The organism is Kitasatospora sp. NPDC015121, assembly GCF_055562955.1.
Map to the genome: position 1 here is coordinate 19392 of NZ_JBVHEH010000023.1, position 26144 is coordinate 45535.

Consider the following 26144-nt stretch of genomic DNA (forward strand, 5'->3'; position numbering starts at 1 on the left):
GTCAGTCCTCGGCGATCACGTGTCCGGCGACGAAGCCCGCGAGGGTGCCGACCGAGCGCAGGTCGTCCTGTTCGATGCCCTCGACGTCGATCTGCACGTCGAGGTGGTCCTCCAGTTCGAGGATGAGTTCGAGGGTGGAGGCGGAGGTCAGGCCGACCTCGTCGAACAGGCAGGCGTTCTCGCCGACCTCGGGCAGTTCGCGCTTGAGCACCTGGGGCAGCAGCAGCAGGATCCCGTCGAGCGCGCGGCCGCGCAGCTCGGGGTCGACGGTGCTCCGGGTGGTGGTTTCGGGCAGGGCGGAGTCGGTCATGGCGATCCCCTGGATGGTCTGGCCGGCGTCCCGGCGGCGGGGCCGGGACGCGGGCGGGTGGACTGGGTGCCCGAGCGGGCCGGGTGCCCGGGCGGGCGCACGGGGCGCGCCGCCGTCGGGGGTCCGGCGTCCGGCCGGTCGCACCGGCCCCGGGCGGGGCGGGTGCGGGGCGGCTCAGTGCTGGAGCACCATGGCGGCGAAGGTCGCGCCGATCCCGGACGCGGCGAGCAGGTAGCGGTCGCCGCGGCGGAGCAGGCCGCGAGTGGTGGCGGTGTGGTGGTTGAGCAGGACGTCGGCGGCGAAGCTGTGCCCCACCGCCGGGACGTTGTCCAGCACCACGCGTTCGAGCGGGAACCCGGTCGCGCGGCAGATCCGTTGCCAGGAGATCCGGTTGACATTGTGCGGGAGCAGCAGCCGGATCGAGTCCCAGCTCTCGCCGGCCTCCTCCAGTGCCGCCTCCATCACGGCCACCATCAACTCCGGGTAGCTGCGCTGGTAGCGCTGCATCAGCTCCGGATCGTCGGCGAGTCGCCCGTCGAACTCGCCGCGCTGGTCGACCGCGTAGGACAGCACGCGGTCGCGTTCGCCTTCGGCCCGCACCAGGCAGGCCGCCGCCCCCTCGCCGAAGAGGGCGGTGTCCGGGACGATGCGGGCGTCCCGGGTGAAGGTCTTCTCGCCCGCCAGGATCAGCGCCAGCGCCTCGGGGTCGGGGTCTGCCGCCAGCAGCCGACCGGCCACGTCCAGGGCCAGCAGGGAGCCGGCACAGGCGTGGTGGGCGATGGTGAAGGCACGGGCGTGCGTCAGCCCCAGACGGCCGAGCGCGTCGTGCAGCGGGTTGTGCGGGTAGGGTGCCGCGATCGGCAGGCTGCGCGCGTGCAGCACGTACTTCACGCGGTGTTCGTTTCCGCGCAGCGGGGCCAGGGCCTTCGCTGCGGCGGTGAGCAGGTCGGACAGGTCTCCGTCGGGGTCCACCCTGACCTGGTCCAGGCCGTGGAAGCGGCGGAACAGTCTGATCTGACGGTCCGTCAGCCCCAGTCTCGCACCGGTGGTTTCGACCGGTTCGGCGACGGGGGGAAGGTGGACGGCGACTGCCTCCAGAGCGGTCACGCGGGCTAGTATTCCGTCGCCTCACCGGCCCGCACAAGAGATCGCCGACGCTTCCTTCCCGGCATCCCCCCGTGGTCTGTACCAGTTCCCCCTCGTTTGCACACGACTCGTACGCGACTCGCACCCGCCTCGCACGCGTCGTGCCGCGGCACCGCCCGAACCCCGCCGCTCGTGGGCCCGTTCGCACCCGTGCCGCCACCGCCTCCCCACCCCCTCCGCCCGCCCCTTCGCCCCGCCCCGCCCCTCCGCACCGCACCCCCCTTCGCCCCGCACCGCCCCTTCGTCCCGCCCCTTCCGTCCCGCTTCCGCGAGGAGAGCCGCCCATGTCCGCCACCCCCCTCCCCCACGCGCCCGGCAAGCGCCTGCTGATCGTGGTGCCGCCGCTGTCCGGGCACCTGCTGCCGGCCCGGGCGCTGGCGCTGGCCTGGGCCGCGCGCGGGCACCGGGTGTCCTGGGTCGGGCCGGAGGCGGCCCTGCGGCCGCTGCTCGGACCGGACGCGGAGGTGCACCCGACCGGCGCCCGGCTGTTCCGCGAGCAGGCCGCGGGCGGGTCGGCGGCGGTGCGCTCGCTGTGGGAGGGCTTCGTGGTGCCGCACACCCGGTTCACCCTGGGCGCGGTGCGGCGGGCCGTCGCGCAGTGGCGGCCGGACGTGGTGCTGGTCGACCAGCACAGCCCGGCGGGCGCGCTGGCCGCGCACGGCGCGGGCGTGCCGTGGGCGACCTTCGCGCCGTCCTCGTTGGAGATCGGCGATCCGCTGGGCGGCGACGGCGAGTTGGCCGACTGGCGGGACGGCGTGCTGCGCGGCCTGTGGGAACGGGCCGGCCTGCCCGCCGCCGAGTACGCCGACCCGCGATTCTCCCCCGGCCTGGTGGTCGCCCCGAACAGCGCCGCCCTGCTCGGCCTGGAGCCGTCCGCCGTCCCCGCCGAGTACGCCCTGGTCGGGCCGCTGCTGGCCGACCGCCCCGAAGTGCCGTTCCCCTGGGGCGAACTGGATCCCGACCGGCGCCGGGTGCTGGTCACCATGGGCACGCTGTCCGCCGAGGTGGCGGGCGACTTCCTGGACCGGACGGCCGCCGCGCTGGCCGGACTCCCGGACGTGCAGGCGGTGGTGGCGGCCCCCGGGGCGGTGGACCTGCCGCCGGGCACGGTCGGCCGCGCGCACGTCCCGGTGCTGGAACTGCTTGAGCGCGGGGCGGTCGACGCCGTACTGTGCCACGGCGGGATGAACACCGTCGGCGAGTCCCTCGTCCACGGAAGGCCGTTGGTGCTCGCCCCGATCCGCCACGACCAGCCGGTGACCGCCGGCCGGCTGTCCGCGCTGGGCGCGGCCGTCCGCGTCGACTTCGCCACCGCCCCGCCCGAGGAGCTGCGGGCGGCGCTGCGCGCCGTCCTCGACCGGCCCGGCTTCCGCACCACCGCCGAGCTGCTGGGGCGTCAACTCCGGGAGGGCGGCGGCGCGGTGGCCGCCGCCGAACGGCTGGAGCGGTTCGCCTGCGCACCGCGCTGAGCCCGCCCCGCCAGCTGGTCCAGACCATTGTCGGCGGGCCTGGTCGGGCCCTAGGGTCTGCTCCGGCGTCCCCCGCCACCCCCTCTTCTCCCCCTTCCTCCCTCCCTTCCTTCCCCATCCGCACCAACCGACCACAGGAGTCCGGGTTGATCGTGACCAAGGGGCTGCGCAAGTCCTTCCAGCCCCGCCGCGGCGCCGCCGTCGACGCGGTGCGCGGCATCGACCTGAACGTCGCGGAGGGCGAGATCTACGGCCTCCTCGGCCCGAACGGCGCCGGCAAGACCACCACGCTGCGCATGCTCGCCACCCTGCTCGTCCCCGACGGCGGCGCGGCCACCGTGGCCGGCGCCGACCTGCGCGCCGAGCCCGGCGAGGTCCGCCGCCGGATCGGCTACGTCGCCCAGGGCGGCGGCACCACCGACCAGGCCACCGCCCGCGAGGAGCTCGTCCTGCAGGCCCGGATGTACGGCGTCCGCAAGGCGGAGGCCGTCCGGCGCGCCGAACAGGGCCTGGCCGCGTTCGACCTCACCGAGTTCGGCGACCGGGTCTGCAAGACGTACTCGGGCGGCCAGCGCCGCCGCCTCGACCTCGCGCTCGGCGTCGTCCACCGCCCCCGGGTGCTGTTCCTGGACGAACCCACCGTCGGGCTCGACCCGCGCAGCCGCTCCCAGGTCTGGTCCGAGGTGCGCCGCCTGCGCGAGCAGGGCATGACGGTACTGCTGACCACCCACTACCTGGACGAGGCCGACGCCCTGTGCGACCGGATCGGCATCGTCGACAACGGCGGCATCGTCACCGAGGGCACCCCCGAGGAGCTCAAGCAGAAGATCGCCGGCGACTCCGTCACCATCGGCCTGCCGGACGCCGCGACCACCACCGGCGCCGAGCGCGCCCTGGCCGAACTCCCTTGCGTCCAGCGCCTGGAGGCGCTGCCCGGCGAGGACGGGCTGCGCCTGCACGTGGACTCCGCGGCCACCGCGATCCCGCAGCTGCTGCGCACCCTGGCCGCCGCCGGCATCGAACCGGAGCACGTCCAGCTGCAACGCCCCAGCCTGGATGACGTGTTCCTGGCCCTGACCGGCCGCGCGCTGGTCCACAGCGGCTGATCCCGCTGCCCCCCTTTTTTCCGGCACCGAAGCCCCGAGGTCCCCGTGAAGCTCGCCCGCGACACCTGGCTGGTCTACCAGCGCCAACTGCTCCTGATGGCCCGCTCCCCCGTGTGGATCGCCGTCGGACTGCTCCAACCCCTGTGCTACCTGCTGCTGTTCGCCCCGCTGCTGACCTCGGCGCTGGCCGCGTCCGGCGCGCACAGCACCGCCGACGCCTACCGGATCTACGTGCCGGGCCTGCTGTCCGCGCTGGCCCTGATGGGCGGCCTGTTCACCGGCTTCACGCTGCTCGGCGAACTGCACACCGGCGTCATCGAGCGCTCCCGGGTGACCCCGGTCAGCCGGGTCGCGCTGCTGCTCGGCCGGGCGCTGCGGGAGACCACCGCGCTGCTCATCCAGTCGGCGCTGATCGCCGTGCTGGCCATCCCGTTCGGTCTGACCGTGGGCCTGACCGACCTGCTGCTGGCGATGGCCATGCTGGGGCTGATGGCACTGATGGCCTCCTCGGTCTCCTACGGCCTGGCCCTGCTGGTGCCCACCGACGCCGCGCTCGGCCCGGTCCTCAACACCATCGCGCAGCCGCTGGCACTGATCTCCGGCACCCTGCTGCCGATCGCGCTGGCCCCGGCCTGGCTGCGCACCGCCGCGTCCTGGAACCCCTGCTACTGGGCCGTGGAGGGCATGCGCGCCCTGTTCGCCGGCCACCTGGACGCCCCCGAGGTGTGGCGCGGCCTGCTGCTGACCGCCCTGCTGATGGCCGTCGCGGTGGCCTGGTCGGCCCGGCTGTTCGCCCAGCGGATCCGCTGACGGGCCGGTGGGCGCGCAGCACCGAGCGGGGCCCGGCACTCCTGCGCCGGGCCCCGCTCGGTGCTGCGCTCAGCCGCCTTCCGGCACCCGCTCCTTGACGAAGTCCGCCAACCTCCGCACCCCATCATTGATCTGTTCTGGCGTCAGATACGAGCAGGAGAGCCGCAGTTGGTGCTCGCCGCCGCCCCCGGGATGGAAGCCGTCCATCGGCGTCCACAGCACGCCGTACTTGCGGGCGCAGTCGTCCAGGGCGCGGGCGTCGGCCCGGAACGGCACCGTGACGACGGCGAAGTAGCCGCCGTCGGGGTGGTTCCAGGAGACGCCCGGAACGCCCCGGAAGGCCGCCTCCAGCGCTTCCAGCAGGGTCTCCATGTTGCGGGCGTAGAAGCGCCTGGCGGGCTCGTTGGCGTCCCGCAGGCGCAGTCCGGCGCTGATCAGCATGCCGCCGATGACGGCCTGGCTGAGCGCCGACGTGTTCACCGTGGTCATGCTCTTGAGCTTGGCGAGCTCGTCGGCGAGCAGCGCCCGCCGGCCGTCCGGCCCGGCCACCTGCTGGTCGGCGAGCAGGTAGCCGACCCGGGCGCCGGGGAAGCAGGTCTTGGCGAACGAGCCGAGGTAGACCACGTTGCCCCGGTCCCCGTCCAGCGCCCGGAGGGTGGGGCGGGGGGAGTCGGTGCGGCCGAAGAAGCCGTACGGGTTGTCCTCGATCAGCAGGACGCCGCCCTCCTCGGCCACCTCCAGCAGCCGGCGGCGGGACGGCTCGTCCATGCTGGCGCCGCTCGGGTTGGCGAAGTCGGGGACGACGTAGCAGGCGCGGGGGCGCTTCCCGGCGGCGCGCAGCTCGCGGACGGCCGCGCGCAGCGCCTCGGGGTCGAGGCCGCCGTCGCGCCCGGCCTCCGGCACGGGGTGCACCGTCAGGTCGAGCAGCCGGGCCGCGCCGGTCACGCCGACGTAGCAGGGCGCGGAGACCAGCAGCACGTCGTCCGGGCCGGCGCACAGCGCGCGCAGCACCAGCAGCATGCCCTCCTGGGCGCCGACGGTGACCACCAGCGCCTCGGGATCGGCCTCGATGCCCTCGTCGGCGGCCAGCGCCCGGGCGATCAGCGGGGCGATCAGGCCCTTGGTCCGCCCGTACTGGAACACCTCCTGGCGGACCCGGCTCTCGCTCAGGCCGCGCTCCTCGCGCAGGTGGCGCAGGTAGGTCTCCAGGTGGGTGTGGATCTCCGCCGGGTCGAAGAACTCCTCGTACGGGCGGCCGGGGGCGAAGGAGACCGCGTCCGGGTAGCGGCCGGTGACCTCGTTGAGGAAGGTCATCGCGTCCAGCAGCGGGTCGGCCAGCGATCCGTGCAGGTCGGCGAGGTGCAGCACCCGGGTCACCGGACCGCCTCCGCCGGGGTCCGCTGGTAGGCGGCCACCAGGCGTTCGGCGGCGAAGAGTTGGGCCGCGCGGCCGTCGTCGAGCACGGCGGGCATCGCGAAGAAGCCGTGCGGCATGCCCTCGTAGCGGCGCAGTTCGACGGGCACGCCGGCGGCGCGCAGGGCCTCGGCGTACTCCTCGCCCTCCGCGCACAGCGGGTCGTACTCGGCGGTGATCACGGTCGCGGGCGGCAGGCCGGCCAGCGAGGGGGCGCGCAGCGGGGAGACCAGCGGGTTCGCGGCGTCGGCGGGGTCGGCGAGGTAGTGCGACCAGTACCAGGCCACCGAGTGCCGATTGAACAACGCCGGATCCGCCTCGTCGCCGTCCTGCCCGGTGTCGTCCTGCCCGCCGTCCTGTCCGGTGTCGTCCGCCGCCGGGACCCGGTGGTCGGTGTTGGGGTAGACCAGCAGCTGGTGCCGGATCGCCGGGCCGCCGCGTTCGCGGGCGAGCAGGGTGAGGGCGGCGGCCAGGTTGCCGCCCGCGCTGTCGCCGCCGACCGCGATCCGGTCCGGGTCGAGGCCCGACTCGGCGGCGTGGCGGGTGATCCAGTCCAGGGCGGCCCAGCAGTCGTGGACGGCGGCGGGGAACCGGTGCTCGGGGGCGTGCCGGTAGCCGACGGCGAGGACGTCCTCGCCGGTGGCGTTGGCCAGCGCGCGGCAGATCGGGTCGCCGGTCTCCAGCGAGCCGAGCGCCCAGCCGCCGCCGTACAGGTAGAGCAGCGCGGGGCCGGGCTCGGCGTCCGCGGGGCGGGGTTTCGGCAGGTAGTGGCGCAGGGTGAGCGGGCCGCCGGGGCCGTCGATGATGAACTCGGCGACGTGGTGGACCTCTTCGCCGCTCCCGGTGGCGGCCCGCAGGTCGGCGAGGTCGGCGGCGCGGGCCTCGGCGAGGGTGCGGGTGTACAGCGGCGGGGTGCCCGCGGCGACGCGGCGGGCGCGCATCGCCTCGGCCTGGGGGTGCAGCGGCATCAGCGCGGTCCTCCGGGGGCGGCGTCGGGGGCGACGGCCTCCAGGTAGATCGACTCGTCCTTGCGGAAGGCGGTGTCGAGGGCGGCGACGTCCGGTCGGGCGCCGGTCTGGAACTCCCGTCGGGTGACGGCGAATCCACCGTACCCCGCGCTGTCCAGGACGTACCGCAGCTCGGCCTCGTCGTAGATCCAGCGGTGGCCGAAGTGGTAGAAGATCTGGTTCAGCATGAAGGCGCGCCGCTCCGGCATCGGCGGTCCGACCCGCATGGTGCGCAGGCGGCGGCGGTGGCGGCGGAAGAACTGCTCGCGGTCGTCGAGGTAGCCGGTGATGTACGCGGCCAGGTCCGGGGTGGTGATTCGGAGCAGCCCGCCGGGGCGCAGCACCCGGCGCACCTCGGCCAGCCAGTACACGGCGGTGCCGAGCGGGACGTGCTCGATCAGGTGCTCGGCGTACACCCAGTCCACGCTGTGGTCGGCGAACGGGAGCGGTTCGGTGATGTCCAGGCTGGTGTACAGGCTGCTGCCGTCGATCCGGTAGACCGGGCCGGGACGGGTGGCGTCGGTGCCGTTGTGCAGGCCGACCAGGTCGGTGCCGAGGCCCTGCGGGTGGCGGGTGCGGAACGCGGCGAACTCGATGCCGGTGACGCCGAGCTGCTGGAACTCCTGGTGCGTACGCGGTACTTCAGGGCTGACCTGCTCGATCGTGACGCATCGGGCGAGGTCCTCGGTGAACGCGTCGGTGCGGGCGGCGAGGCCGTCGGGGTCCTCCCAGTCCCAGTCGGCGAACAGCGCGGCGACGGGGTCGGCGGCGGGGGCTTCCGCGGGGGCGGCGAGAGCTTCAGGGGGTCCTGCGGCCGACTCCGGGGAAAGGTTCACGGAAACTTTCACGGCGGGCTCGGTGCCGGGCGCGCCGGGGCCGGCGGCGGCCTCTCCGGCGGGGTCGGCGCCGGGTGTTCCGGTGGGGATTGCGGTGTGCGTCACGGGGCTTCTTCCGTTCTCTTCCACTTGCTTTGTCGGTGCTCCGTCACGTCCCCTATATATAAGGAGAGCGGAGCGCACTCAGCGGTACGTCCGCGGGGCCGGCGGCCAGGGCGCGAGCGCGCCGCGGTCGAGGTCCGCGAGGGTGGGCCGGCCGGCCAGCACCATGGTGTCGAGCAGCTCCTCGCGCAGCAGGTCGAGCACCGCCCGGGCGCCGTCCGCGCCGCCGTGCGCCAGGCCCCACAGCACGGGTCGGCCGACCAGTGCGGCGCGGGCGCCGAGCGCCAGCGCCTTGGCGAGGTCGGCGCCGTGCCGCAGGCCGCCGTCGACCAGCACGGGGTACCCGACGGGGACGGCGTCCACCACCTCGACCAGGGCGTCCAGCGCGGGCGGGGTGCCGTCGAGCTGGCGGCCGCCGTGGTTGGAGACGACCAGGCCGTCCACGCCGTGCTCGACGGCGAGCTTCGCGTCCTCGGCGGTGAGCACGCCCTTGAGCACCAGCGGCAGCGCGGTGTGCTCCCGCAGCCAGGCCAGGTCGGACCAGGTGATCGTCGGGTCGAACTGCCGCCGGGAGTGCTCCTCGATGCCGGAGCGGCCGGGCGCGGACCGGCCGGCCTCGTCGCTGAGCCGGGCGACCAGGTTGGCGGCGGTCATGCCGGGCGGCAGCGCGAAGGCGTTGCGCAGGTCGCGGAGCCGGCGGCCGACCTTGGGCGCGTCGACGGTGAGCACCAGCGCCCGGTAGTCGGCCTGCTCGGCGCGGCGGACCAGCCCGGCGAGCGCCTCGCGGTCGCGCAGCCAGTACAGCTGGAGCCAGCGCGGCGCGCCGGGCGCGGCGGCGGCGATCCGCTCCAGCGTGCAGCCGGCGAAGATGCTCACCACCAGCAGCGCGCCCGCCCCGGCGGCGGCCCGGGCGGTGGCGCACTCCGCGTCGGGGTGGGCCAGGCCGTGGTACGCCATCGGGGCGACGCCGTACGGGGCGGCCAGCCGGGCGCCGAACAGCTCGGTGCCGGTGTCGGGGGCGGAGACGTCGACCAGGACGCGCGGGCGCAGCACGTACCGGCGCCAGGCGTCCGCGTTGGCCCGGGCGGTCCACTCGTCCCCGGCCGCTCCGTCGAAGAAGTCCCAGATCACAGCGGGCAGTCGGGCCTTGGCCAGTGCGCCGTGCTCCGCCAGTGTGAGCGGAACCATCGCGTCCGAACCTCCTGATGAGCCGTCAACTCGTGCGAAAACGATGGACAGCGTAGGGGGCAGCCCGCCACTGGTATAGACCTTGACCCTTGATGCGCTCCCGTGCAAAGGTCGGCACCGACGGGGGATCCACACTGAAGCATCACAACTTCCGAACCTTGCTTCCCACACGAGCGCGTGGAGTTGCGTTGACGCTTACCCCAACCCCGGTGCGCGGCGGCACGGTCGCCGCGGACTGGGTGGACGAGCAGTTACTCGCCGGACCGGACGGCGAACCGTGCCTGCGCTTCGGCGCCCCGGTGGCCAGAGGGACCTTGCGGGCCCTGGTGGCCGAACGGCAGCGGCAGTTGGCCGCCGCCGGCCTCGGCGAACGCGGGACGGTGGCATTGCGGATGCCGCCGTCGGCGGAGTTCGTCGCGGTGCTGTTGGCCGCCTGGCGCTCCGGCGCCCAGGCGGTCCTGCTCGACCACCGGCTGACCACCGTCGAGGTGGACCGGGCGGTGGACCGGCTGCATCCCCGGGTGCTGGTCGAACTCGCCGACGGACGACCGACGTTCAGGTCGCTCCCGGACGGCGTGGCGGCCGCCTCCGAGCATGCCCTGGTACAGCTCAGTTCGGGGTCGACCGGCCCGTCCAAGGTGATCGCCCGGACGGCCGCCGACCTGCTCCGCGAACTCGGCTGCTACGCACGGCTGCCGGAGTTCCCGACCCGCGGCGAGCGGACCGTGCTGCTGTCCTCGACGGTGCACGTGCTCGGCCTGGTCGGCGGACTCCTGCACGCCCTGCACGCGGGCGTGGAGCTGGTGGTGCCGCAGCGGATGACCCCCGCGGGCATCCTGGCCACCATTGCCGAGGGCACCGCCCCGACCACCGTGATCGGGGTACCGTTCCACGCCGAGCTGCTGGCCGCGGCCGCGGCGCCGCCCGAACTGCCGCAGCTGCGGCGGATGATCGTGGCCGGCGAACTCGTCCGCCCGCAGCTGCCCGCGGCGTTCCGCGAACGCTTCGGGGTACCGCTGGGCACCATGTACGGGATGACCGAGACCGGCGTCATCGCGACCGACCTGACCGGGCGCACCCACCCGGCGGTGGCACCCGTCCACGGCATGGAGCTCACCGTCTCCGGCGGCGAACTGCACATCGCCCGGGCGGAGTCCCCGTACCTGGGCCCGACCGACCCCACCCGCTGGTCGGACGGCCTGCTGCACACCCGCGACGCCGCACGGATCGAGGCCGCCACCGGCCTGGTCACCGTGCTCGGCCGACGCGACTCACAGATTTCCATCGGCGGCCTCAAGGTCGACCTGAACGAGGTCGAACAGGCCCTCACCGGACTCCCCGGTGTGGTCGAGGCCGTGGTGCTGTTCGCCGACGGCGCGATCGAGGCTTACGCCGCGACCGCCGACGGCGTCACCTCCTCGCCGTCCGAACGGGGCGGCGCTGCCGAGCAGCTGCGCGAACTGCTCGGCAGGGAACTGGCGGGCTACAAGCTCCCCCGCCGACTGCACCTGATGCCGCAGCTCCCCCGGACCGCCACCGGGAAGCTGCTGCGGGACGTCACCGCCCTGCGCCGACAGGTCACCGACACCCCCCGCTGATCCACCCCCGCCCCACCCCGTTCCCCCGCCCGCCCCTTCCGGTGCGGTGCGCCCGGACCGGCGGCCGGCTCCAGACACCGTCCGCACGTCCGTCCGCACGTCCCGCCCGGAACCGACCCGTCTGCGCTGTGACGCTGCTGCCGTGGGCATCGGTGCTACGGCATCGATGCGCCGTCATCGGTGACCCCTCACCGATGTGTCGACATCGATGTCCCGACATCAATGCTTCGACATCAATGCTTCGGCATCCGTGTCGTGACATCCATGTCCCAACACCCGTGTCGTGACATCGATGCCTCGGCACCCATGTCCCCACACCGACGTCCCGGTCCCGCCCCCTCGGCGGCCGCCCTGACACCCGTGCCCCAGCACCGATGCGCCGTCATCGATGTCGGGTCATCGATGTTCCGACATCGATGCGCCGACATCCGTGTCGCAACACCCATGCCACAACACCCGTGTCGTGACATCGATGCCTCGACATCCATGTCCCCACACCGATGTTCCACCACCGATGCGCCGACATTCGTGTCTCGTCATCCGTATCCCGACGCCCCGGAAAGAGTCAGCTCATGCAGGAACAGATCCGCTCGTTCATCCTCACCACGCTGGCGTCGATGAACTACGACGTCTCGCAGGTCACCTCGGAGACCGACCTCGGCCCGGCCGGCCTCGACCTGGAGTCGCTGGCGCTGGCGGACCTCGCGGTGCAGGTCGAGGAGGAGTTCGGCATCCGCTTCGAGCTGGACGACATGGAGTCCACCGCGCTGATGACCATCGACGAGTTCAGCGCCGAGGTGGCCGCCCGGATCGCCAAGACCTCGGTGGGCACCGCCTGATGAGCGCCTCCGCTGACGTGCGCTTCGACCGGTCCGAGGCGCTGGCCATGCTCGCCCGGTACGGCGACCGCTCCCCCGAGCAGGTCGACGAGCACCTGGGCTCGCTGGAGCTGACCTGGCTGATCGCCGAGGCCGAGAGCGCCTACGGCGTGCAGATCGACCTGGACGACGAGCGCCTCGACGCCATCCGCACGGTGGACGACGCGGTCGCCGCGCTCGGCGCGCAGATCGCCGCCGCGACGGATCCGGGAACCGCCCCGGAAGCGGCCGCGGGATCCGCCGCGTCATGACTGCGACCGCGCTCCGGAACGGTCCGCCGCGGCGCGCCGTCCTGGTCGGCGGGATCGGCGTGCGGTCGGCGTTCGGCGCGGGGCTCGCGGCGCTGACCGACGGGGTGCTCGCCGGGCGGCCCGCGTTCACCCGGGTGGAGCGCTTCGGCACCTCCGCGCAACGCACCGACCGGGCCGCCACCGGGCCGGGCTCGCCCCGGCTGGCCGACCAGCTGGTGGCGGTACTCGCCGAGTCGGGCGCGCTCTCCGGTCCGGTCGACACCGAACTCCCCTCCCAGGGCGAGGAGTTGCTGCTCGCCCTGCACGGCGACCGGCGGGCCGGACCGGTCGCCGCCGAGGTCGCCGAGCGCACCGGCCTGCGGCCCCGGGTGTACACCGGCGCGTGCGTCGCGGCGTCCACCGCGGTCGCCGACGCCGCCGCGCTGATCGCCTCCGGCCGCCGCGAGCGGGTGCTGGTCGCGGCCGGGTACCTGGTCGAGCCGGACACCTTCGCGGTGTTCGACGCCGGCCGGGCACTGGCCGGGGACGGCGCCGTCCGGCCGTTCAGCCTGGGACGGCAGGGGATGCTGCTCGGGGACGCGGTGGTGGCGGTGGTCCTGGAGTCCGAGCCGGCCCTGCGTCGGCGCGGCGGCCGGCCACTCGCCAGGATCGCCGGCTGGGCGCGGACCGGGGACGCCCACCACGTCTGCCGACCGCACCCGGACGGCACCGGTCTGGCCCGGGCGGTGCACGGGGCGCTGGCCCGGGCCGGCGTCGAGCCGACCGCGGTCGGCTACGTCAACGCCAACGGCGCGGGCTCCAAGCTCGGCGACCTCGCCGAGGCCGCCGCCCTGCGCACGGTCTTCCCGGACGGCACCCCGCCGGTCAGCTCCACCAAGTCCGTGCACGGCCACGCCCTGGAGGCCTCGGCCCTGCTCGAACTGGCCGTCACCGTCGGCGTGTTGCAGGTCGGCTCGCTCCCCGTGAACGCCGGCTGGCAGGCTCTCGACCCGGGCTGCCCGCTCGACCTGGTCCTCGACCGCCCCCGACCGGCCGCCCCGGCTCCGGCCCTCGCCCTGACCGTGAACGCCGCGTTCGGCGGCGCCGACACCGCACTCCTGGTGGCCTCCGCATGACCTCTTCGCCCACCCCTCCCGCCACCGACCCGCCACTGTCGCCGCCGTCAGCACCGTCGCCGCCGGCACCGCCGGCACCCCCGTCACCGCGGACCCCGGGAGCGCCGCTCGCTCCACGCCCCGGACCGGCCACCGCCCCGCCCGCCGTGCACCGCCTCGGCCGCCTCCCCTGCTGAGGCCCGCGCACCACCGTTCCCGCTCCCGTCCGGCCGTCCCCGGCCCGTCCTCCTGGTGGCTCCCGCATGACCGCCCCGACCGCTCCGACCGCCCAGACCGCCAAGGCCTCCGCGCCCGTACCCGCACCCGCCGCGCCCCCGTCGCCCCCGTCGCCCCTTCCGTCCCCGCCGCCGGGGTCCGTCGCGGTGCCCCGGCTGCTCGCGGGGCCGCTGCGGGTGCTGGCCGCCGCCCGGTGGCCGGACCGGCCGGCGGACGAACTGCCCGCCATCGCGGGGTTCGTGGAGTCCGCGTTCAGTCCGCTGGTGGCCGAGACCGCCGAGCGCTGCCTGCGCGCCCGCTACGGGTCGCCGCCGGCCGCCGGGGCGCCGCGCACCGCGCTGCTGCTGGTCAGCCCGACCGGCGACACCGGTACCGCGGACGCGCTCGCCCGGGCCACCGCCGCCGGGCAGCGGGCGGCGCCGCTGCTGTTCTTCCAGTCCAACCCGAACGCCGTCCTCGGTCACCTCGCCGCCCGCTGGCAGCTGGACGGCCCGGTCGTCGCGCTCGGCCCCGGCTTCGAGGACGAACGCGAACTGCACGACCGGGCAGCCCTGTTGATCGAGGACGGGGACGCCGAGCAGGTGCTCGCGATCACCGCCGTCCAGGGCCCGCCCGACCACGCCACCGCCGTCCTGCTCGCCCCCTGAGCGTTCGGCGCCCCCGGCACCCGACCCCCGAGGGCCCCCGAGGGCCCCGCCTCCCGCACCACGCCACGACAAGAACGGGAACGATGAGCCTCCGAACCCTTCGCGCCACGCTGTCCGCGGACAGTTCCGTCGGCGCGGGCAACGTCCTGACCACCCGGGTCGAGCAGGGCCTCGGCCTGGACTCGCCGACCCTGACCTTCGACACCCCCGTCGACTCCCATCCGGCGAACGAGGCGCTGACGCTCCGTCAACTCGACGTCGCGGTACGGGCCAGGGCCGCCTCCCTGCACGCGCTGGGGGTGCGCCGGCGCGACCCGGTCGCCGTCCAGGCGTCCGCCGCCGCCGACCAGGTGCTGTCCTTCCTGGCCCTGAGCCGCCTCGGCGCTATCCCGGCCCTGCTCAACCCGGCGCTGGACGCGGACACTTCGGCCCGCTACCTGCGCCGGTTGAACGCGGTCGGGCTGCTCGCCGACGCCGCGCACGCCAAGGCCCTGGCGGACGTCGACTTCGGGGCCCCGATCCTCGCCGACACCGCCGAACTCGCGGACGGCGACCCGGAGTCGGCGCCCGCCCCGTACCGGCACTGGCCGACCGACCCGGTGGCGATCACCCACTCCTCGGGCACCACCGGCCTGCCGAAGGCGGTGCTGCACTCGCACGCCAGCCTGTACGCGGCGATCCGGCACCGCCTGCTGCTGCCCCGTCCGCAGGGCATCGACCGGGTGCTCAGCGCGCTGCCGGCCGCGCACGCCGCGACGCTGATCGCGGTCAACCTGGCACTCAGCTTCGACGCCCAACTGCACCTGATCTCGCAGCAGTCGGGCCCGGCCGTGCTGGACGCCATCGAGCACTGGCAGCCGCAGGGCGTGTACGGCTTCGCCACCACCTGGGCCGACCTGGCCCGGCGCGACCTGTCCTCCCGCGACCTGTCCTCGGTCGGCCTGTGGTGGAACACCGGCGACTGCGCGCACGAGGCGCACATCCGCCGCCTGGTCGCCCAGGGCTCGCGGGAGACCGCCACCCGCCAGGGTCGGGTGCGCACCGCCGGTTCGGTGTTCATCGACGGCCTCGGCTCGTCCGAGATGGGCCACTCGCACTTCCACATCAGCCACACCGTCGACTCCGACCGCTACGGCCGCTGCGTGGGCCGCCCGCACGCCTTCGTCGACTGCGCGGTCCTCGACCCGGACGGCAACGAGCTCGGCCCGGGCGAGGTCGGCGAGTTGGGCACCCGCTCGCCCACCCTGTCACCCGGCTACTGGAACGACTCGGTCACCACCCACCGCACCCGGGTGCGCGACTACTTCCTCACCGGCGACCTGATGTACCGCGACGAGGACGGCTACTACTACCACGTGGACCGCGCCGTCGACACCGTCGACCTCGGCGACGGCCGGCGCCTGCACACCGCCGCCAGCGAGGAGCGCGTGCTGGCCGCCTGCCCGGACGTGCACGACTGCACCGTGGTCGCCTTCCGTGACGGCGAACGGACCATCGCCGACGTGCTGCTGCAGCTCGACCCGGCCGCCGACCAGGACGCCGACCGCACCGCCGAGGTGCTCGCCGCGCTGGAGCCGCACGTCGCCGCCGTGGTCCGCTCCGTGCTGCCCGTCCCGGACGGCCGGATCCCGCTCGGCCCGACCGGCAAGGTCCGCAAGGTGCTGCTGCGCCAGCGCCACCTGGCCGAGAACACCGCAGCCGCGACCGCGACCGCCGGAGCCGCAGTCGGAACCGCAGCCGGTACCGGAGCCGAGGGCGAGTGAACACCATCTCCGCGCAGGTCACCGGCATCGGCTGGGTGACGCCGCTGGGCCGGGCCGTGCCCGAGGCGTTCCGCGCCCTCGCGGCCGGCCGCTCCGGGCTGGTCGCGCCGGCCGAGGACCACCCGGCGGCGGGCTGGCTGCGGGTCGCGGGCGTCGCCCCGCACGTCCCGGCCACCGAGGTGCTGCCGCCGACCGAGGTCCGGGTCGCCGACCGCTACCTGCTGCTCGCCCTGGCCGCCACCGAGGACGCCCTCACCGACGCGAAGCTGACGGTCGGGCAGGACGCCGATCCGGAACGGGTCGCGGTGGTGCTGGGCACCGGCGGCGGCGGGCTGGAGAGCTACGAGCAGCAGGCCGCCGGGCGGCGCGAACGCGGCCGGGCCGCCGTCAGCCCGTACCTGCTGCCGGGCATGCTGTCGAACATGGCGACCGCCCGGGTCGCCATCAAGCACGGCATCCGCGGCTACAGTTCGGCCGTGATCACGGCCTGCGCGGCCGGCGCGCAGGCGATCGCCGAGGGCCTGCGGCTGATCCGCGGCGGCGAGGCGGACGTGGTGGTGTGCGGCGGCGCGGAGGCCCCGCTACACCCGACGATCGCCGCCGCCTTCGACAACTCCCGCGCCCTGGCCGCCGGCTGGGACGATCCGACGCAGGCGTCCCGGCCGTTCGACGCCCGCCGCAACGGCTTCGTCCTGGGCGAGGGCAGCGCCGTCCTGGTCCTGGAGAGCGCCGAGCACGCGGCCGCCCGAGGCGCCAATGCCTATGCCGCGCTGGCCGGTTGGGGGGCGGCCAGCGACGCCCACCATCCGACCATGCCGCGTCCGGACGGCGCGGGCGCGATCTCCGCGATGCGGGCCGCGCTGCGCTCGGCGGGCCTGTCGCCGACGGCCGTCGACTACGTCAACGCCCACGGCACCGGCACCAAGTTGGGCGACCGGGCGGAGGCCGCGGCGCTGCGCGAGGTGTTCGGCGACCACGACCCGTGGGTGAGCTCGACCAAGGGCGCGACCGGCCACCTGCTGGGCGCCTCGGGGGCGGTGGAGGCGGCGGTGTCGGCGCTGGCCGTCGCCGAGGGCCTGCTCCCGCCCACTCTCAACCTCGAACAGCCGGACGGTGACTGCGCGTTGCGGCACGTCCGCGGCGCGGCCGAGCACAGTGTCGTGCGCCACGCCCTGTCCAACTCGATCGCGTTCGGCGGCCACAACCTGAGCCTGCTGTTCGGGCCGCCGAGCATCACGGCCAAGCACCTCGGAGGGGACTCATGACCGTGCCCGGCATCGCGTACACCGAACTGTACGTGGAGGACGCCCACAAGTACGCCGCCCAGCTGCGCGACGACTGGGGCTTCACGCTGAGTGAGCCGGCCCGGGTGGCGCCGGGGACCAACCAGGTGGTGGCGCACCAGGGTTCGATCCGGGTGCTGCTGACCTCGGCGGTGGAGACCGAGCACCAGGTCGCGGCGTGGGTGCGGCGGCACGGCGACGGCGTCGCGGTGATCGCGCTGCGGCACACCGACGCGGTGGCGGCGGCCGCGGCGGCCGAGCGGGCGCTGAACGCGGGCGGCGGCTGCCTGGACGGGGCGGGCACGGTCTCCGGTTTCGGCGATCTGGCGCTGCGGTTCGTCGACTCGGACGATCTGCTGCCGGGCGGTGAACTGCCGGGCGAGGGCGCGCTGCTGTCGCTGGACCACGTGGCGATCGTCGTGCCGGGCGGGCAGTTGGCGCCCTCGGTGGACTGGGCGGTGCGCGGGCTGGGCTTCCGGGAGATCTTCCGGGAGTACGTGGAGGTCGGCGACCAGGCGATGGACTCCCGGGTGGTGCAGAGCCCGTGCGGGACCATCACCTTCACCCTGCTGGAGCCGGACACCTCGCGGGCGTCCGGCCAGATCGACGGCTTCCTGGAGGCGCACGGCGGCGCGGGCGTCCAGCACCTGGCGTACGCGACGGCGTCGATCACCGCGACGGTACGGGAGCTGGGCGGGCGCGGGGTGGCGTTCCTGAGCACGCCGGGCGCGTACTACGAGGCACTGGAGTCGCGGCTGGGCCCGACGGCCATCCCGGTGCCCGAACTGCGGGACACCAACGTGCTGGTGGACCGGGACCACGGCGGCGAGCTGTTCCAGATCTTCGCCCGCTCCACCCACCCGCGCCGGACCTTCTTCCTGGAGCTGGTGGAGCGGCGCGGCGCCGGCACCTTCGGCACCGCCAACATCAAGGCCCTGTACGAGGCGGTGGAGCGCGAGCGCGCCACCGCGGACAGCTGACCGGACGAGCAGGCCGGAGGACCGGGCCCGGACGGACGAGAGAGGAGCGCGAAATGACCACCGTTACGGAGCAGTTCGAGTTGACCGAGGAGGAGTCGGCGCTGCTGCCGACCGTCGAGGAGGTGCTGGAGTACGCGGAGCGCGGCTGGTACCTGTCCCGGCGGCTGTTCAGCGACGCCGAACTGGACGCGCTGCAGGCCGCCACCGAGCGCTACTACGCGGGCGAGCGGGACCGTGAACTCCCCGCCCGGCCGCCGCACCTGGCGTCCTGGAAGCCGTCGGACGGGCCGGTCCAGCGGCACAACGACTACGTGCACTACGAGCACGAGGAGATCGGCCGGATCCTGCGCAAGCCGCTGCTGGGCGCGGTCGCGGCCCGCCTCGCGCAGGCGGAGGAGATCCGGCTGTTCCAGTCGACGCTGATCTTCAAGCCGCCGGTGCCGGGCGAGCCGAGCAACGTGGTGCCGTGGCACTTCGACAAGCACTACTGGCAGACCTCCACCTCGCAGCGGATGCTGACGGCGTTCCTGCCGTTCCACGACTGCACGGAGGAGATGGGCACCATCACCATGGTCGACGGCAGCCACCGCTGGGAGGAGCGGCCGGGCGGTGACGACTCGACCCGGCACTTCGCGGCCCGGGACCGCTCCGAGTTGGAGCAGCTGCTGCACGAGAACGCCGAGTTCAACGGCACCGAGGTCCACACCGTGCCGATGGAGATCCCGCGCGGGCACGTGTCCTTCCACCACTGCCGCACCTACCACGGCTCGGGCCCGAACCGGTCGGCGCAGCCGCGCCGGGCGGTGTCGCTGCACCTGCAGGACGGGGCGAACCGGTACCGCTCGTTCCTGAAGCCGGACGGCTCGCCGGTGGTGTACAACCACGACGCGGTGGTGCGGCGGGACGCGGCCGGCCGGCCGGACTACGCGGACCCGGAGTTCTGCCCGGTGCTGTGGCGGTCGGGCCGGTGAGCCTGCCGCACCTGGCGGACCCGGCGGGGCGCTACCGGACGATGCGGCTGATCCGCTCGTTCGAGGAGCTGGCCCTGGAGTGGGTGCGGTCGGGGCTGGTGGTCGGCGGAACCCACCCGTACATCGGGCAGGAGGCGGTGGCGGTCGGCGTGTGCGCCGCGCTGGAGCCGACCGACCAGTTGACCTCGACCCACCGCGGGCACGGGCACGTGCTGGCCAAGGGCGCCGACCCGGGCCGACTGCTGGCCGAACTGCTGGGCCGGGTCGGCGGGTTGAACGGCGGCCGGGGTGGTTCGATGCACGCCGCGGACTTCTCGCTCGGCATCCTGGGCGCCAACGGCATCGTCGGCGCGGGCGCGCCGATCGCGGTCGGCTCGGCCTGGGCGGCCCGGCGGCGCGGTGAACCCACCGTGGTGGCCTCGTTCTTCGGCGACGGCGCGCTCAACCAGGGCGTCCTGCTGGAGGCGTTGAACCTGGCGTCGATCTGGCGGGCGCCGGTGGTGTTCGTCTGCGAGAACAACGGCTACGCGACGACGCTGCCGGCCGCCTCGGCGGTGGGCGGGTCGGCCTGCGGCCGGGCGGCGGCGTTCGGCATCCCGGCCGAGACGGTGGACGGGATGGACGTGGAGGCGGTCCGGGCGGCGGCCGAGCGGGCGGTGGAGCGGGCGCGCACGGGGGGCGGTCCGTCGTTCCTGGAGTGCCTGACGTACCGGTTCGAGGCCCACCACACGATGGAGCGGCGCTTCCGGCTGTCGTACCGGACGGCCGAGGAAGTGGCGTCCTGGCGGGAGCGCGACCCGCTGGCGACCGGCCTGCCGGCCGGGCAGGCGGCGGAGATCGACCGGGAGGTGGCCGAACTGTTGGCCGCCTCGGCCGAGTTCGCGCTGGCCTCGGCGGAGCCCGATCCGGCGACGGCCAATGACCACCTGTACGCGAGCGGGCTGCGGCCCCGGTCGGGAGCGGCACTGTGACGCTGTTGTCGTACGCCAAGGCGATGAACCGGGCGCTGGCGGACGCGCTGGAGGCCGACCCGGCGGTGTGCGTGTTCGGCGAGGACGTCGGCGCGGGCCTGGCCGGCCTGACCCTGGGCCTGCAGCAACGCTTCGGCACCGAACGAATAGTGGACGTACCGCTGTCGGAGCAGGCGTTCACCTCGGCGGGCATCGGAGCCGCGCTGAACGGGATGCGTCCGGTGATCGAGTTGCAGATCCCGTCGCTGCTGTTCCTGGTGTTCGAGCAACTCGCGAACCAGGCGCACAAGTTCTCGTTGATGACGGGCGGGCAGGCCCGGGTGCCGCTGACCGTGGTGGTGCCGGGTTCGGGTTCCCGCAGCGGTTGGGCGGGCCAGCACTCGGACCACCCGTACGGCCTGTTCGCGCACGTCGGCATCAAGACGCTGGCGCCCGCGACGCCGACCGACGCCTACGGGTTGCTGAGTTCGGCGATCCGGGACGACGACCCGGTGGTGCTGTTCGCCCCGGCGGGTGCGCTGGGGGTGCGGGAGGACGTGACGGCGCCGCTGGTGCCCGTCCCGCTCGGCAGGGCCCGGACGGTGCGGCCGGGCACCGACGTGACGGTGGTCGCGGTCGGCCACCTGGTGCACCAGGCCGTCGCGGTGGCCGAGGAGTTGGCGGGCGAGGCCTCGGTGGAGGTGCTCGACCCGCGCACCCTGTACCCGCTGGACCGGGCCGCCCTGGTGGAGTCGCTGGGTCGCACCGGCCGACTGGTGGTGGCCGACGACTCCAACCGCTTCGCCGGTTTCGCCGCCGAGGTGCTGGCCGTGGCCGCCGAGGACTGCCGCCTGCTCGCCCCGCCCCGCCGGGTCACCCGCCCGGACGGCGCGGTCCTCCCGTTCGCCCTCGCCCTGGACCGCGCCCTGCAACCGAGCGACGACCAGTTGCGGGACGCGATCCGGGCCGTCCTGAAGTGACCGGCGACCCCGACCCGGTCCGGCCCCGGCCCTGACCCGGCCCCGGCCCCGGCCCCGGCCCTGACCCGGCCCCGGCCGCCAGCCGCCGGCCCCGGAGCGGTTCGCACCGCTCCGGGGCCGGGCCCTTTGCGTCATCCCCCGCCTGCCGCAGGGTGGTTGACGTCTGCCGGGCCCGCGCTCGGGCCGGTGTTCAGGCCTGGCCGAGCCACATGTCCGGGCCGAAGACCTCGTAGTGGATGTCCGCGGCGGGGACGCCGGCGGCGAGCAGCTGGGTGCGGACGGCGCGCATGAACGGGAGCGGGCCGCACAGGTAGGCGACGGCGTCGGCGGGGACGTCCAGGCCGGCCAGGTCGACCAGGCCGGTGCGCGCGGCGGGCCACTCGCCCTCGGGGCGCTCGTACCAGACATGCGCCTCGCCGTTCGGGAGCTTGTCGACCAGCTGCGCGTACTCGGCGCGGAAGGCGTGCGCGGACTCCCGCCGGTCGCCGTGCACGGCGATCACCCTGCGGGTGGCGCCGGACTCGGCGAGGTGGGCGAGCATGCCGACGATCGGGGTGCAGCCGATGCCGGCCGAGGCCAGCAGCACCGGCCGGTCGCCGTCGGCCAGCTGCACGTCGCCGAACGGGGCGCTGACCTGCAGCGTGGCGCCCACGTCGACGTGCTGGTGCAGGTGGTTGGAGACCTCGCCGGCCGGGTCGCCGACGACCTTCTTGACGGTGATCCGCAGACCGCCGTCGGGCTGCCCGGAGAGGCTGTACTGGCGGATCTGCCGCGCGCCGTCGGGGAGTTCGACCTGCACCGACACGTACTGGCCAGGCTTGTGCGCGGGCACCGGCCCGCCGTCGGCGGGGCGCAGCAGGAAGGTCGCGACGTCGGCGGTCTCGGCGGTGCGGGAGGCCACCGTGTACGGGCGGCGTTCGCCGCGGGTGCCGCTCTCCTCGTACAGGCGGGCCTCGATGGCGATCAGGGCGTTGGCCATCAGCCAGTAGACCTCGTCCCAGGCGGCGGCGACCTCGGGGGTGACGGCGTCGCCGAGCACCTCGACGATGGCGGCGAACAGGTGAGTGTGGACCACCTGGTACTGGTCGGGGGCGACGCCGAGCGAGGCGTGCTTGTGCGCGATGCGGGCGAGCATGGCGTCCGGGCGCCGGTCGGGGTGCTCGACCAGGGCGGTGGCGAAGGCGGCTATCGAGCCGGCCAGCGCCTGGCGCTGGCTTCCGTCGGCCTGGTTGCCCCGGTTGAACAGGTCGCGCAGCAGCTCGGGGTGGGCCGCGAACAGCCGGCCGTAGAACGAGCCGGTGATCTCCCCGATCGCCGCACCCACCACGGGCAGGGTGGCGCGTACGGTCTGCGCGGACTTCTCGGACAGCATCCGAAACTCCAAACTCGCATCTGAGATGCGTATTAAAAAGCGTGAGAAAACCAGCCGGCCGACCGGCTGGCCACTGCTCGTCACTACGGACCGGCCCTACCTGGCACCGACCGTCACCGACCATCGCGGAGGTCGCCCGGGGCGCGGGAGGCGCCTTGCGCTCGCCTCGATGCTCGTCCGACGGACGGCTAGGCGGAAGGGCCGAACGGCCCCGCGCCCGGCGGGCCGACCGGGCCGACCGGCACCACCGGCAGCCCCAACAGGACCGGACCGGCACCGGCGCCGTCACCGGCGTCACCACCACCGTCGGCGACCAGGTCGTCCACGGTCAGCGGGTCGAGCGTCGCGAAGAACGCCTCCTGCGCGCGTCGCAGCGCCCCGCGCAGCCGGCAGGAGTGGCGCAGCGGGCAGGGCGGCTCGTCCTCGCAGCCGACCACGTCGCCGACGCCCTCCAGCTCCCGGACGATCCGGCCGAGCGAACCGGCGCGCCCGGCGGCGGTCAGGGCGAGCCCTCCGCCGCGGCCGCGCCGGGCCTCGACCACGCCCAGGTGCTGGAGTCGGCTGACCACCTTCGCCGCGTGGTTGTACGGGACGCCGACCGCCTCGGCCACCTCGCGGGTGGTCGGGGTCTGGTCCTCGTCCAGCACCGCCAGGCGCATCGCGATGCGCAGGGCGATGTCGGTGCTCTTGGTCAGCCTCACGGGCCTGACTCTAGCCAATTAAGCATCTTGGATACCAATTAAGCCGGTGTCTGCTGCCTCACATCCCGACCCCCGCCGCGCCAGACGCCGGAGGCCCGGGGCGGTGATCTCGCTCACCACCGTGCGGCGCGCCCACCGAGCACCTCGCCGCCCCGCTAGCCTCGGCCGCACGACCCCTTGCTCCGCCCTTCCCCGCCCCACCCCCGTACGACGGAGGCCCCGGTGACCGCACGTCAACTCCTCGACCTGCTGGTCGACCCCGGCACCTTCCACAGCTGGGACGAGCCGGTCACCACCGAGTACGCCGACCCCGACTACCGGGACGCGCTGGCCCGGGCCCGGGCCCGCACCGGCCTGGACGAGGCCGTGCTGACCGGACGCGCCCTGCTGGACGGGCGTCCGATCGCGCTGGTCGCCTGCGAGTTCGCCTTCCTCGGCGGCTCGATCGGCGTGGCCACCGCCGAGCGGATCACCCGGGCCGTGGAGCGCGCCACCGCCGAACGCCTGCCGCTGCTCGCCCTGCCGGTCTCCGGCGGCACCCGGATGCAGGAGGGCTCGGCCGCGTTCCTGTGCATGGTCCGGGTCACCGCCGCCGTCCACGCCCACCGCACCGCCGGACTCCCCTACCTGACGTACCTGCGCAACCCCACCATGGGCGGGGTGTTCGCCTCCTGGGGCACCCTCGGCCACCTGGTGCTCGCCGAACCGGGCGCCCGGCTCGGCTTCCTCGGCCCCCGGGTGTACGAGGAGCTGCGCGGCGAACCGCTGCCGCCGGCCGTCCAACGCTCCGAGACGCTGGCCGCGCACGGCCGGCTGGACGCGATCGTCCCGCCCGAACGGCTGCGCGCCTTCCTGGCCCGCGCCCTCACCGTCCTCACCGCCCGCCCCGCGTCCGCACCCTCGGATGCCCCCGCGTCGGATGCCCCCGTCCCATCGCCCGTTCCCGTCCCGTCGGCCGCCCTTGTCCCGCCGGCCGCTCCCGGGCCGTCGGACGCCTGGGAGTCGGTGCTGCTCAGCCGCCGCCCCGACCGCCTCACCGCGCTCGAACTCCTCTACCACGCCGCCGAGTCCTTCCTCCCGCTGGACGGCGACAGCGCGCTGGTCCGTGGGCTGGCGCTGATCGGCGGGCGCCCCGTCATGGTCGTCGCCCAGCAGCGACAGGGACCCGACCAGCCCCAACTGCCGGTCACGGCGGCCGATCTGCGGGCCGTCCGGCGTCAGGCGCAGATCGCCGAGGAGTTGGGGATGCCGCTGCTCACGGTGGTCGACACCACCGGTGCGGAGCTCTCCGTCCAAGCCGAACTCGACGGTGTGGCACTGGAGATCGCAGCCTGCCTGACCACGCTGGTCGGGCTGCGCACCCCCGTGCTGGCCGTCCTGCTCGGCCAGGGCAGCGGCGGCGGGGCGCTCGCCCTGCTGCCCGCAGACCGGGTGCTCGCCGCCGAGCACGCCTGGCTGGCCCCGCTGCCCCCCGAGGGCGCCTCCGCGATCGTCCACCGCGACGGCGACCACGCACCTCAACTCGCCCGCGCCCAGGGCATCACCGCCACCGCCCTGACCGCCACCGGCCTGGTCGACCAGGTCGTTCCGGAGGGCGCCGACCCGGCCGAGCTGCGCGACCGCCTCGCCGCCGCCGTCAGCGCCGCGCTCGCCGAGCTCGCCCGACTTCCGGACACCGAACGCCTCGCCGCCCGGGCCGCCCGCAACCGCCGTCTCGGCGGCCCCTCCCCCGTGCGTCAGGAGACGGAACTCCCGGCGCCGGGAGTCGGGTTCGCCGACTGACGGCGGCTCGTCGCGCGGCGGAGGTCAGGCGGATTCGGTGGGAAGCCCGGCCTGGACCCAGTCCTGAATGCCCTCACGGTACTTGCGGACGTTGGCGTAGCCGAGGGCGGTGAGCCGGTCGGCGACCTGGCCGCTGTTGGGGCAGGTCGGGCCGGAGCAGTAGGTGACGATCGCGGCGTCGCGGTCGGGCAGCAGGGTGGACGCTTCGGCGTAGACGGCGCCCGGGACCAGCACCAGGGCGCCGGGGAGGTGCTGCTGGGCGTAGTACTCGCCGCCGAGCGTGTCGACGACGGTCACGGCGCCGCCCTTGATCGCCACTGCCAGCTCGTCGCGGGTGATGAGTGCGGTCATGCCACTGCCTCCAGGGGAATCGGACTACAGTCCTGTTATGGCTCACAACAGTAACGGACCGCAGTCCGCTTCCGCAACGCCCCTGGAACTCCTGCGGACTCCGCCCCCCAAGGAACGCGCGGACGCGGCCCGCAACCGGGTCGCGGTACTGGAGGCGGCCGCCAGACTGTTCGCCGAACAGGGCGTCGAGGCGGTCTCCATGGACCAGGTCGCCACGGCCGCGGGCGTCGGCAAGGGCACCCTGTTCCGCCGGTTCGGCGACAAGTCGGGGCTGGCCGCCGCCCTCCTGGACGCCCGCGAGCGGGTGCTCCAGGAGGCGGTCCTGCACGGGCCGCCCCCGCTCGGCCCCGGAGCCCCGGCCGACCAGCGCCTGACCGCGTTCCTCGACGCCTACCTCGATTACCTGCTGGAACACCTCGCACTGGTCCGGATGTCCGAAACCGCCGCCCCCGGCGCCCGCTACCGGATCGGCGCCTATCGGTTCTGGCACCGCCACGTGGCGATCCTGCTCCCCGCCGCACCCGACCCTGACCACGCCGCCCACGCCCTGCTCGCCCCCCTGGCCGCCGACCACGTCTCCGCACTCCTCCCGGAACTCGGCGAACAGCGGATCCGCGCCGGCCTGCTCCACCTCGCCCGCTCCGTGTCATGACGCGACGTGGCAACCCGACCCGCCGCCGTCCCGGCGGCCGCACTTCACCGGAGCCCCCGCCACGAACGCCACCGCCCACCGATCCCCCTCCGGCCGGGGAGCTGCGCCGCCCACCCGCGACCCAACGCGACCGCTTGGCCGCCGCGTTCGCCGACCCGGCCGCAGCCGAACCCGATCCGGGCGGACGCGCTTGACCTTCAACCCCGACGCGCCGAGCCCTACTTGCTCCGTTCCCGCCCTCCCCTCCGCGTTCGCACCCACCCCCGG

The 26144-nt window shown here is 74.7% G+C and carries 25 protein-coding genes; 16 read left to right on the forward strand and 9 right to left on the reverse strand.

The window, feature by feature from the left end:
- Position 1: 1 nt before the first annotated feature.
- Positions 2-310, reverse strand: a complete 309-nt coding sequence (locus ACZ3J7_RS29505) for an acyl carrier protein (protein ID WP_465626308.1) — start codon at positions 308-310, stop codon at positions 2-4.
- A gap of 174 nt (positions 311-484) precedes the next feature.
- On the reverse strand, positions 485-1417 hold the full coding sequence (locus ACZ3J7_RS29510; protein ID WP_465626310.1) for a 3-oxoacyl-[acyl-carrier-protein] synthase III C-terminal domain-containing protein: 933 nt from the start codon (positions 1415-1417) through the stop codon (positions 485-487).
- 323 nt (positions 1418-1740) lie between these two features.
- Between ACZ3J7_RS29510 and ACZ3J7_RS29515 the strand changes: the two genes are divergently transcribed.
- From ACZ3J7_RS29515 to ACZ3J7_RS29525, 3 genes are all read left to right on the forward strand, one after another.
- Positions 1741-2925: a glycosyltransferase gene (locus ACZ3J7_RS29515; protein WP_465626312.1), complete on the forward strand. Its 1185-nt coding sequence runs from the start codon at positions 1741-1743 to the stop codon at positions 2923-2925.
- Positions 2926-3077: 152 nt separating this feature from the next.
- Complete coding sequence (locus ACZ3J7_RS29520; protein ID WP_465626491.1) at positions 3078-4031, forward strand: ATP-binding cassette domain-containing protein; 954 nt, start codon at positions 3078-3080, stop codon at positions 4029-4031.
- 45 nt (positions 4032-4076) lie between these two features.
- On the forward strand, positions 4077-4841 hold the full coding sequence (locus tag ACZ3J7_RS29525) for an ABC transporter permease (protein ID WP_465626314.1): 765 nt from the start codon (positions 4077-4079) through the stop codon (positions 4839-4841).
- A gap of 69 nt (positions 4842-4910) precedes the next feature.
- Here the strand turns inward: ACZ3J7_RS29525 and ACZ3J7_RS29530 are convergent, their stop codons facing one another.
- From ACZ3J7_RS29530 to ACZ3J7_RS29545, 4 genes are all read right to left on the reverse strand, one after another.
- The gene (locus ACZ3J7_RS29530) at positions 4911-6218 is read right to left on the reverse strand and encodes an aminotransferase-like domain-containing protein (protein WP_465626316.1); all 1308 of its coding nucleotides are present in this window, start codon (positions 6216-6218) and stop codon (positions 4911-4913) included.
- Positions 6215-7222: an alpha/beta hydrolase gene (locus tag ACZ3J7_RS29535; RefSeq protein WP_465626318.1), complete on the reverse strand. Its 1008-nt coding sequence runs from the start codon at positions 7220-7222 to the stop codon at positions 6215-6217. Before ACZ3J7_RS29535 ends, ACZ3J7_RS29530 begins: the two co-directional genes overlap by 4 nt.
- Positions 7222-8202, reverse strand: coding sequence for a class I SAM-dependent methyltransferase (locus ACZ3J7_RS29540; protein ID WP_465626320.1), 981 nt, complete (start codon positions 8200-8202; stop codon positions 7222-7224). The genes ACZ3J7_RS29535 and ACZ3J7_RS29540 overlap by 1 nt, the downstream gene beginning before the upstream one ends.
- A 78-nt stretch (positions 8203-8280) precedes the next feature.
- Positions 8281-9387 (reverse strand): alpha-hydroxy acid oxidase, encoded by a 1107-nt coding sequence (locus ACZ3J7_RS29545; RefSeq protein WP_465626322.1) that lies wholly within the window; start codon positions 9385-9387, stop codon positions 8281-8283.
- A gap of 188 nt (positions 9388-9575) precedes the next feature.
- On the opposite strand from ACZ3J7_RS29545, the gene ACZ3J7_RS29550 reads away from it, so the two are divergent.
- The 11 genes from ACZ3J7_RS29550 (at position 9576) to ACZ3J7_RS29600 (ending at position 21019) form a co-directional block, all read left to right on the forward strand.
- On the forward strand, positions 9576-10985 hold the full coding sequence (locus tag ACZ3J7_RS29550; protein ID WP_465626324.1) for a class I adenylate-forming enzyme family protein: 1410 nt from the start codon (positions 9576-9578) through the stop codon (positions 10983-10985).
- Positions 10986-11557: 572 nt separating this feature from the next.
- Positions 11558-11824 (forward strand): acyl carrier protein, encoded by a 267-nt coding sequence (locus ACZ3J7_RS29555; RefSeq protein WP_465626326.1) that lies wholly within the window; start codon positions 11558-11560, stop codon positions 11822-11824.
- A complete protein-coding gene (locus ACZ3J7_RS29560; RefSeq protein WP_465626328.1) occupies positions 11824-12114 on the forward strand; it encodes an acyl carrier protein in 291 nt (96 codons plus the stop codon). Before ACZ3J7_RS29555 ends, ACZ3J7_RS29560 begins: the two co-directional genes overlap by 1 nt.
- The gene (locus ACZ3J7_RS29565) at positions 12111-13229 is read left to right on the forward strand and encodes a beta-ketoacyl synthase N-terminal-like domain-containing protein (protein WP_465626330.1); all 1119 of its coding nucleotides are present in this window, start codon (positions 12111-12113) and stop codon (positions 13227-13229) included. Before ACZ3J7_RS29560 ends, ACZ3J7_RS29565 begins: the two co-directional genes overlap by 4 nt.
- 242 nt (positions 13230-13471) lie before the next feature.
- The gene (locus ACZ3J7_RS29570) at positions 13472-14092 is read left to right on the forward strand and encodes a beta-ketoacyl synthase chain length factor (protein WP_465626332.1); all 621 of its coding nucleotides are present in this window, start codon (positions 13472-13474) and stop codon (positions 14090-14092) included.
- A gap of 83 nt (positions 14093-14175) precedes the next feature.
- Positions 14176-15855, forward strand: a complete 1680-nt coding sequence (locus tag ACZ3J7_RS29575) for a class I adenylate-forming enzyme family protein (protein WP_465626334.1) — start codon at positions 14176-14178, stop codon at positions 15853-15855.
- A complete protein-coding gene (locus ACZ3J7_RS29580; RefSeq protein WP_465626336.1) occupies positions 15852-17120 on the forward strand; it encodes a beta-ketoacyl-[acyl-carrier-protein] synthase family protein in 1269 nt (422 codons plus the stop codon). The genes ACZ3J7_RS29575 and ACZ3J7_RS29580 overlap by 4 nt, the downstream gene beginning before the upstream one ends.
- Positions 17117-18118: a VOC family protein gene (locus tag ACZ3J7_RS29585; protein WP_465626338.1), complete on the forward strand. Its 1002-nt coding sequence runs from the start codon at positions 17117-17119 to the stop codon at positions 18116-18118. Before ACZ3J7_RS29580 ends, ACZ3J7_RS29585 begins: the two co-directional genes overlap by 4 nt.
- A 53-nt stretch (positions 18119-18171) precedes the next feature.
- Complete coding sequence (locus ACZ3J7_RS29590; RefSeq protein WP_465626339.1) at positions 18172-19089, forward strand: phytanoyl-CoA dioxygenase family protein; 918 nt, start codon at positions 18172-18174, stop codon at positions 19087-19089.
- Entirely contained in the window at positions 19086-20060 is a 975-nt protein-coding gene (locus ACZ3J7_RS29595; RefSeq protein WP_465626340.1) for a thiamine pyrophosphate-dependent dehydrogenase E1 component subunit alpha, read from the forward strand. The genes ACZ3J7_RS29590 and ACZ3J7_RS29595 overlap by 4 nt, the downstream gene beginning before the upstream one ends.
- Positions 20057-21019 (forward strand): alpha-ketoacid dehydrogenase subunit beta, encoded by a 963-nt coding sequence (locus tag ACZ3J7_RS29600; RefSeq protein ID WP_465626341.1) that lies wholly within the window; start codon positions 20057-20059, stop codon positions 21017-21019. The genes ACZ3J7_RS29595 and ACZ3J7_RS29600 overlap by 4 nt, the downstream gene beginning before the upstream one ends.
- A gap of 190 nt (positions 21020-21209) precedes the next feature.
- Here the strand turns inward: ACZ3J7_RS29600 and ACZ3J7_RS29605 are convergent, their stop codons facing one another.
- Entirely contained in the window at positions 21210-22391 is a 1182-nt protein-coding gene (locus ACZ3J7_RS29605) for a globin domain-containing protein (RefSeq protein WP_465626343.1), read from the reverse strand.
- Between the two features lie 188 nt (positions 22392-22579).
- Entirely contained in the window at positions 22580-23092 is a 513-nt protein-coding gene (locus tag ACZ3J7_RS29610; RefSeq protein ID WP_465626345.1) for an RrF2 family transcriptional regulator, read from the reverse strand.
- A 222-nt stretch (positions 23093-23314) separates the two neighbouring features.
- On the opposite strand from ACZ3J7_RS29610, the gene ACZ3J7_RS29615 reads away from it, so the two are divergent.
- Positions 23315-24874, forward strand: coding sequence for a carboxyl transferase domain-containing protein (locus ACZ3J7_RS29615; protein ID WP_465626347.1), 1560 nt, complete (start codon positions 23315-23317; stop codon positions 24872-24874).
- A 24-nt stretch (positions 24875-24898) separates the two neighbouring features.
- On the opposite strand, the gene ACZ3J7_RS29620 is transcribed toward ACZ3J7_RS29615, so the two are convergent.
- Positions 24899-25225, reverse strand: a complete 327-nt coding sequence (locus ACZ3J7_RS29620) for a rhodanese-like domain-containing protein (RefSeq protein ID WP_465626349.1) — start codon at positions 25223-25225, stop codon at positions 24899-24901.
- Positions 25226-25262: 37 nt separating this feature from the next.
- Here ACZ3J7_RS29620 and ACZ3J7_RS29625 point away from each other — a divergent pair, with 37 nt between their 5' ends.
- Complete coding sequence (locus tag ACZ3J7_RS29625; protein WP_465626351.1) at positions 25263-25877, forward strand: TetR/AcrR family transcriptional regulator; 615 nt, start codon at positions 25263-25265, stop codon at positions 25875-25877.
- The last annotated feature ends 267 nt before the right edge of the window (positions 25878-26144 follow it).

Excerpts from the sequence above, each read along its gene's own strand:
- ACZ3J7_RS29505 (WP_465626308.1), bottom strand. The coding sequence starts at position 310 with ATGACCGACTCCGCCCTGCCCGAAACCACCACCCGGAGCACCGTCGAC.
- ACZ3J7_RS29515 (WP_465626312.1), top strand. The coding sequence starts at position 1,741 with ATGTCCGCCACCCCCCTCCCCCACGCGCCCGGCAAGCGCCTGCTGATC.
- ACZ3J7_RS29535 (WP_465626318.1), bottom strand. The coding sequence starts at position 7,222 with ATGCCGCTGCACCCCCAGGCCGAGGCGATGCGCGCCCGCCGCGTCGCC.
- ACZ3J7_RS29545 (WP_465626322.1), bottom strand. The coding sequence starts at position 9,387 with ATGGTTCCGCTCACACTGGCGGAGCACGGCGCACTGGCCAAGGCCCGA.
- ACZ3J7_RS29555 (WP_465626326.1), top strand. The coding sequence starts at position 11,558 with ATGCAGGAACAGATCCGCTCGTTCATCCTCACCACGCTGGCGTCGATG.
- ACZ3J7_RS29560 (WP_465626328.1), top strand. The coding sequence starts at position 11,824 with ATGAGCGCCTCCGCTGACGTGCGCTTCGACCGGTCCGAGGCGCTGGCC.
- ACZ3J7_RS29565 (WP_465626330.1), top strand. The coding sequence starts at position 12,111 with ATGACTGCGACCGCGCTCCGGAACGGTCCGCCGCGGCGCGCCGTCCTG.
- ACZ3J7_RS29570 (WP_465626332.1), top strand. The coding sequence starts at position 13,472 with ATGACCGCCCCGACCGCTCCGACCGCCCAGACCGCCAAGGCCTCCGCG.
- ACZ3J7_RS29575 (WP_465626334.1), top strand. The coding sequence starts at position 14,176 with ATGAGCCTCCGAACCCTTCGCGCCACGCTGTCCGCGGACAGTTCCGTC.
- ACZ3J7_RS29585 (WP_465626338.1), top strand. The coding sequence starts at position 17,117 with ATGACCGTGCCCGGCATCGCGTACACCGAACTGTACGTGGAGGACGCC.
- ACZ3J7_RS29590 (WP_465626339.1), top strand. The coding sequence starts at position 18,172 with ATGACCACCGTTACGGAGCAGTTCGAGTTGACCGAGGAGGAGTCGGCG.
- ACZ3J7_RS29605 (WP_465626343.1), bottom strand. The coding sequence starts at position 22,391 with ATGCTGTCCGAGAAGTCCGCGCAGACCGTACGCGCCACCCTGCCCGTG.
- ACZ3J7_RS29620 (WP_465626349.1), bottom strand. The coding sequence starts at position 25,225 with ATGACCGCACTCATCACCCGCGACGAGCTGGCAGTGGCGATCAAGGGC.
- ACZ3J7_RS29625 (WP_465626351.1), top strand. The coding sequence starts at position 25,263 with ATGGCTCACAACAGTAACGGACCGCAGTCCGCTTCCGCAACGCCCCTG.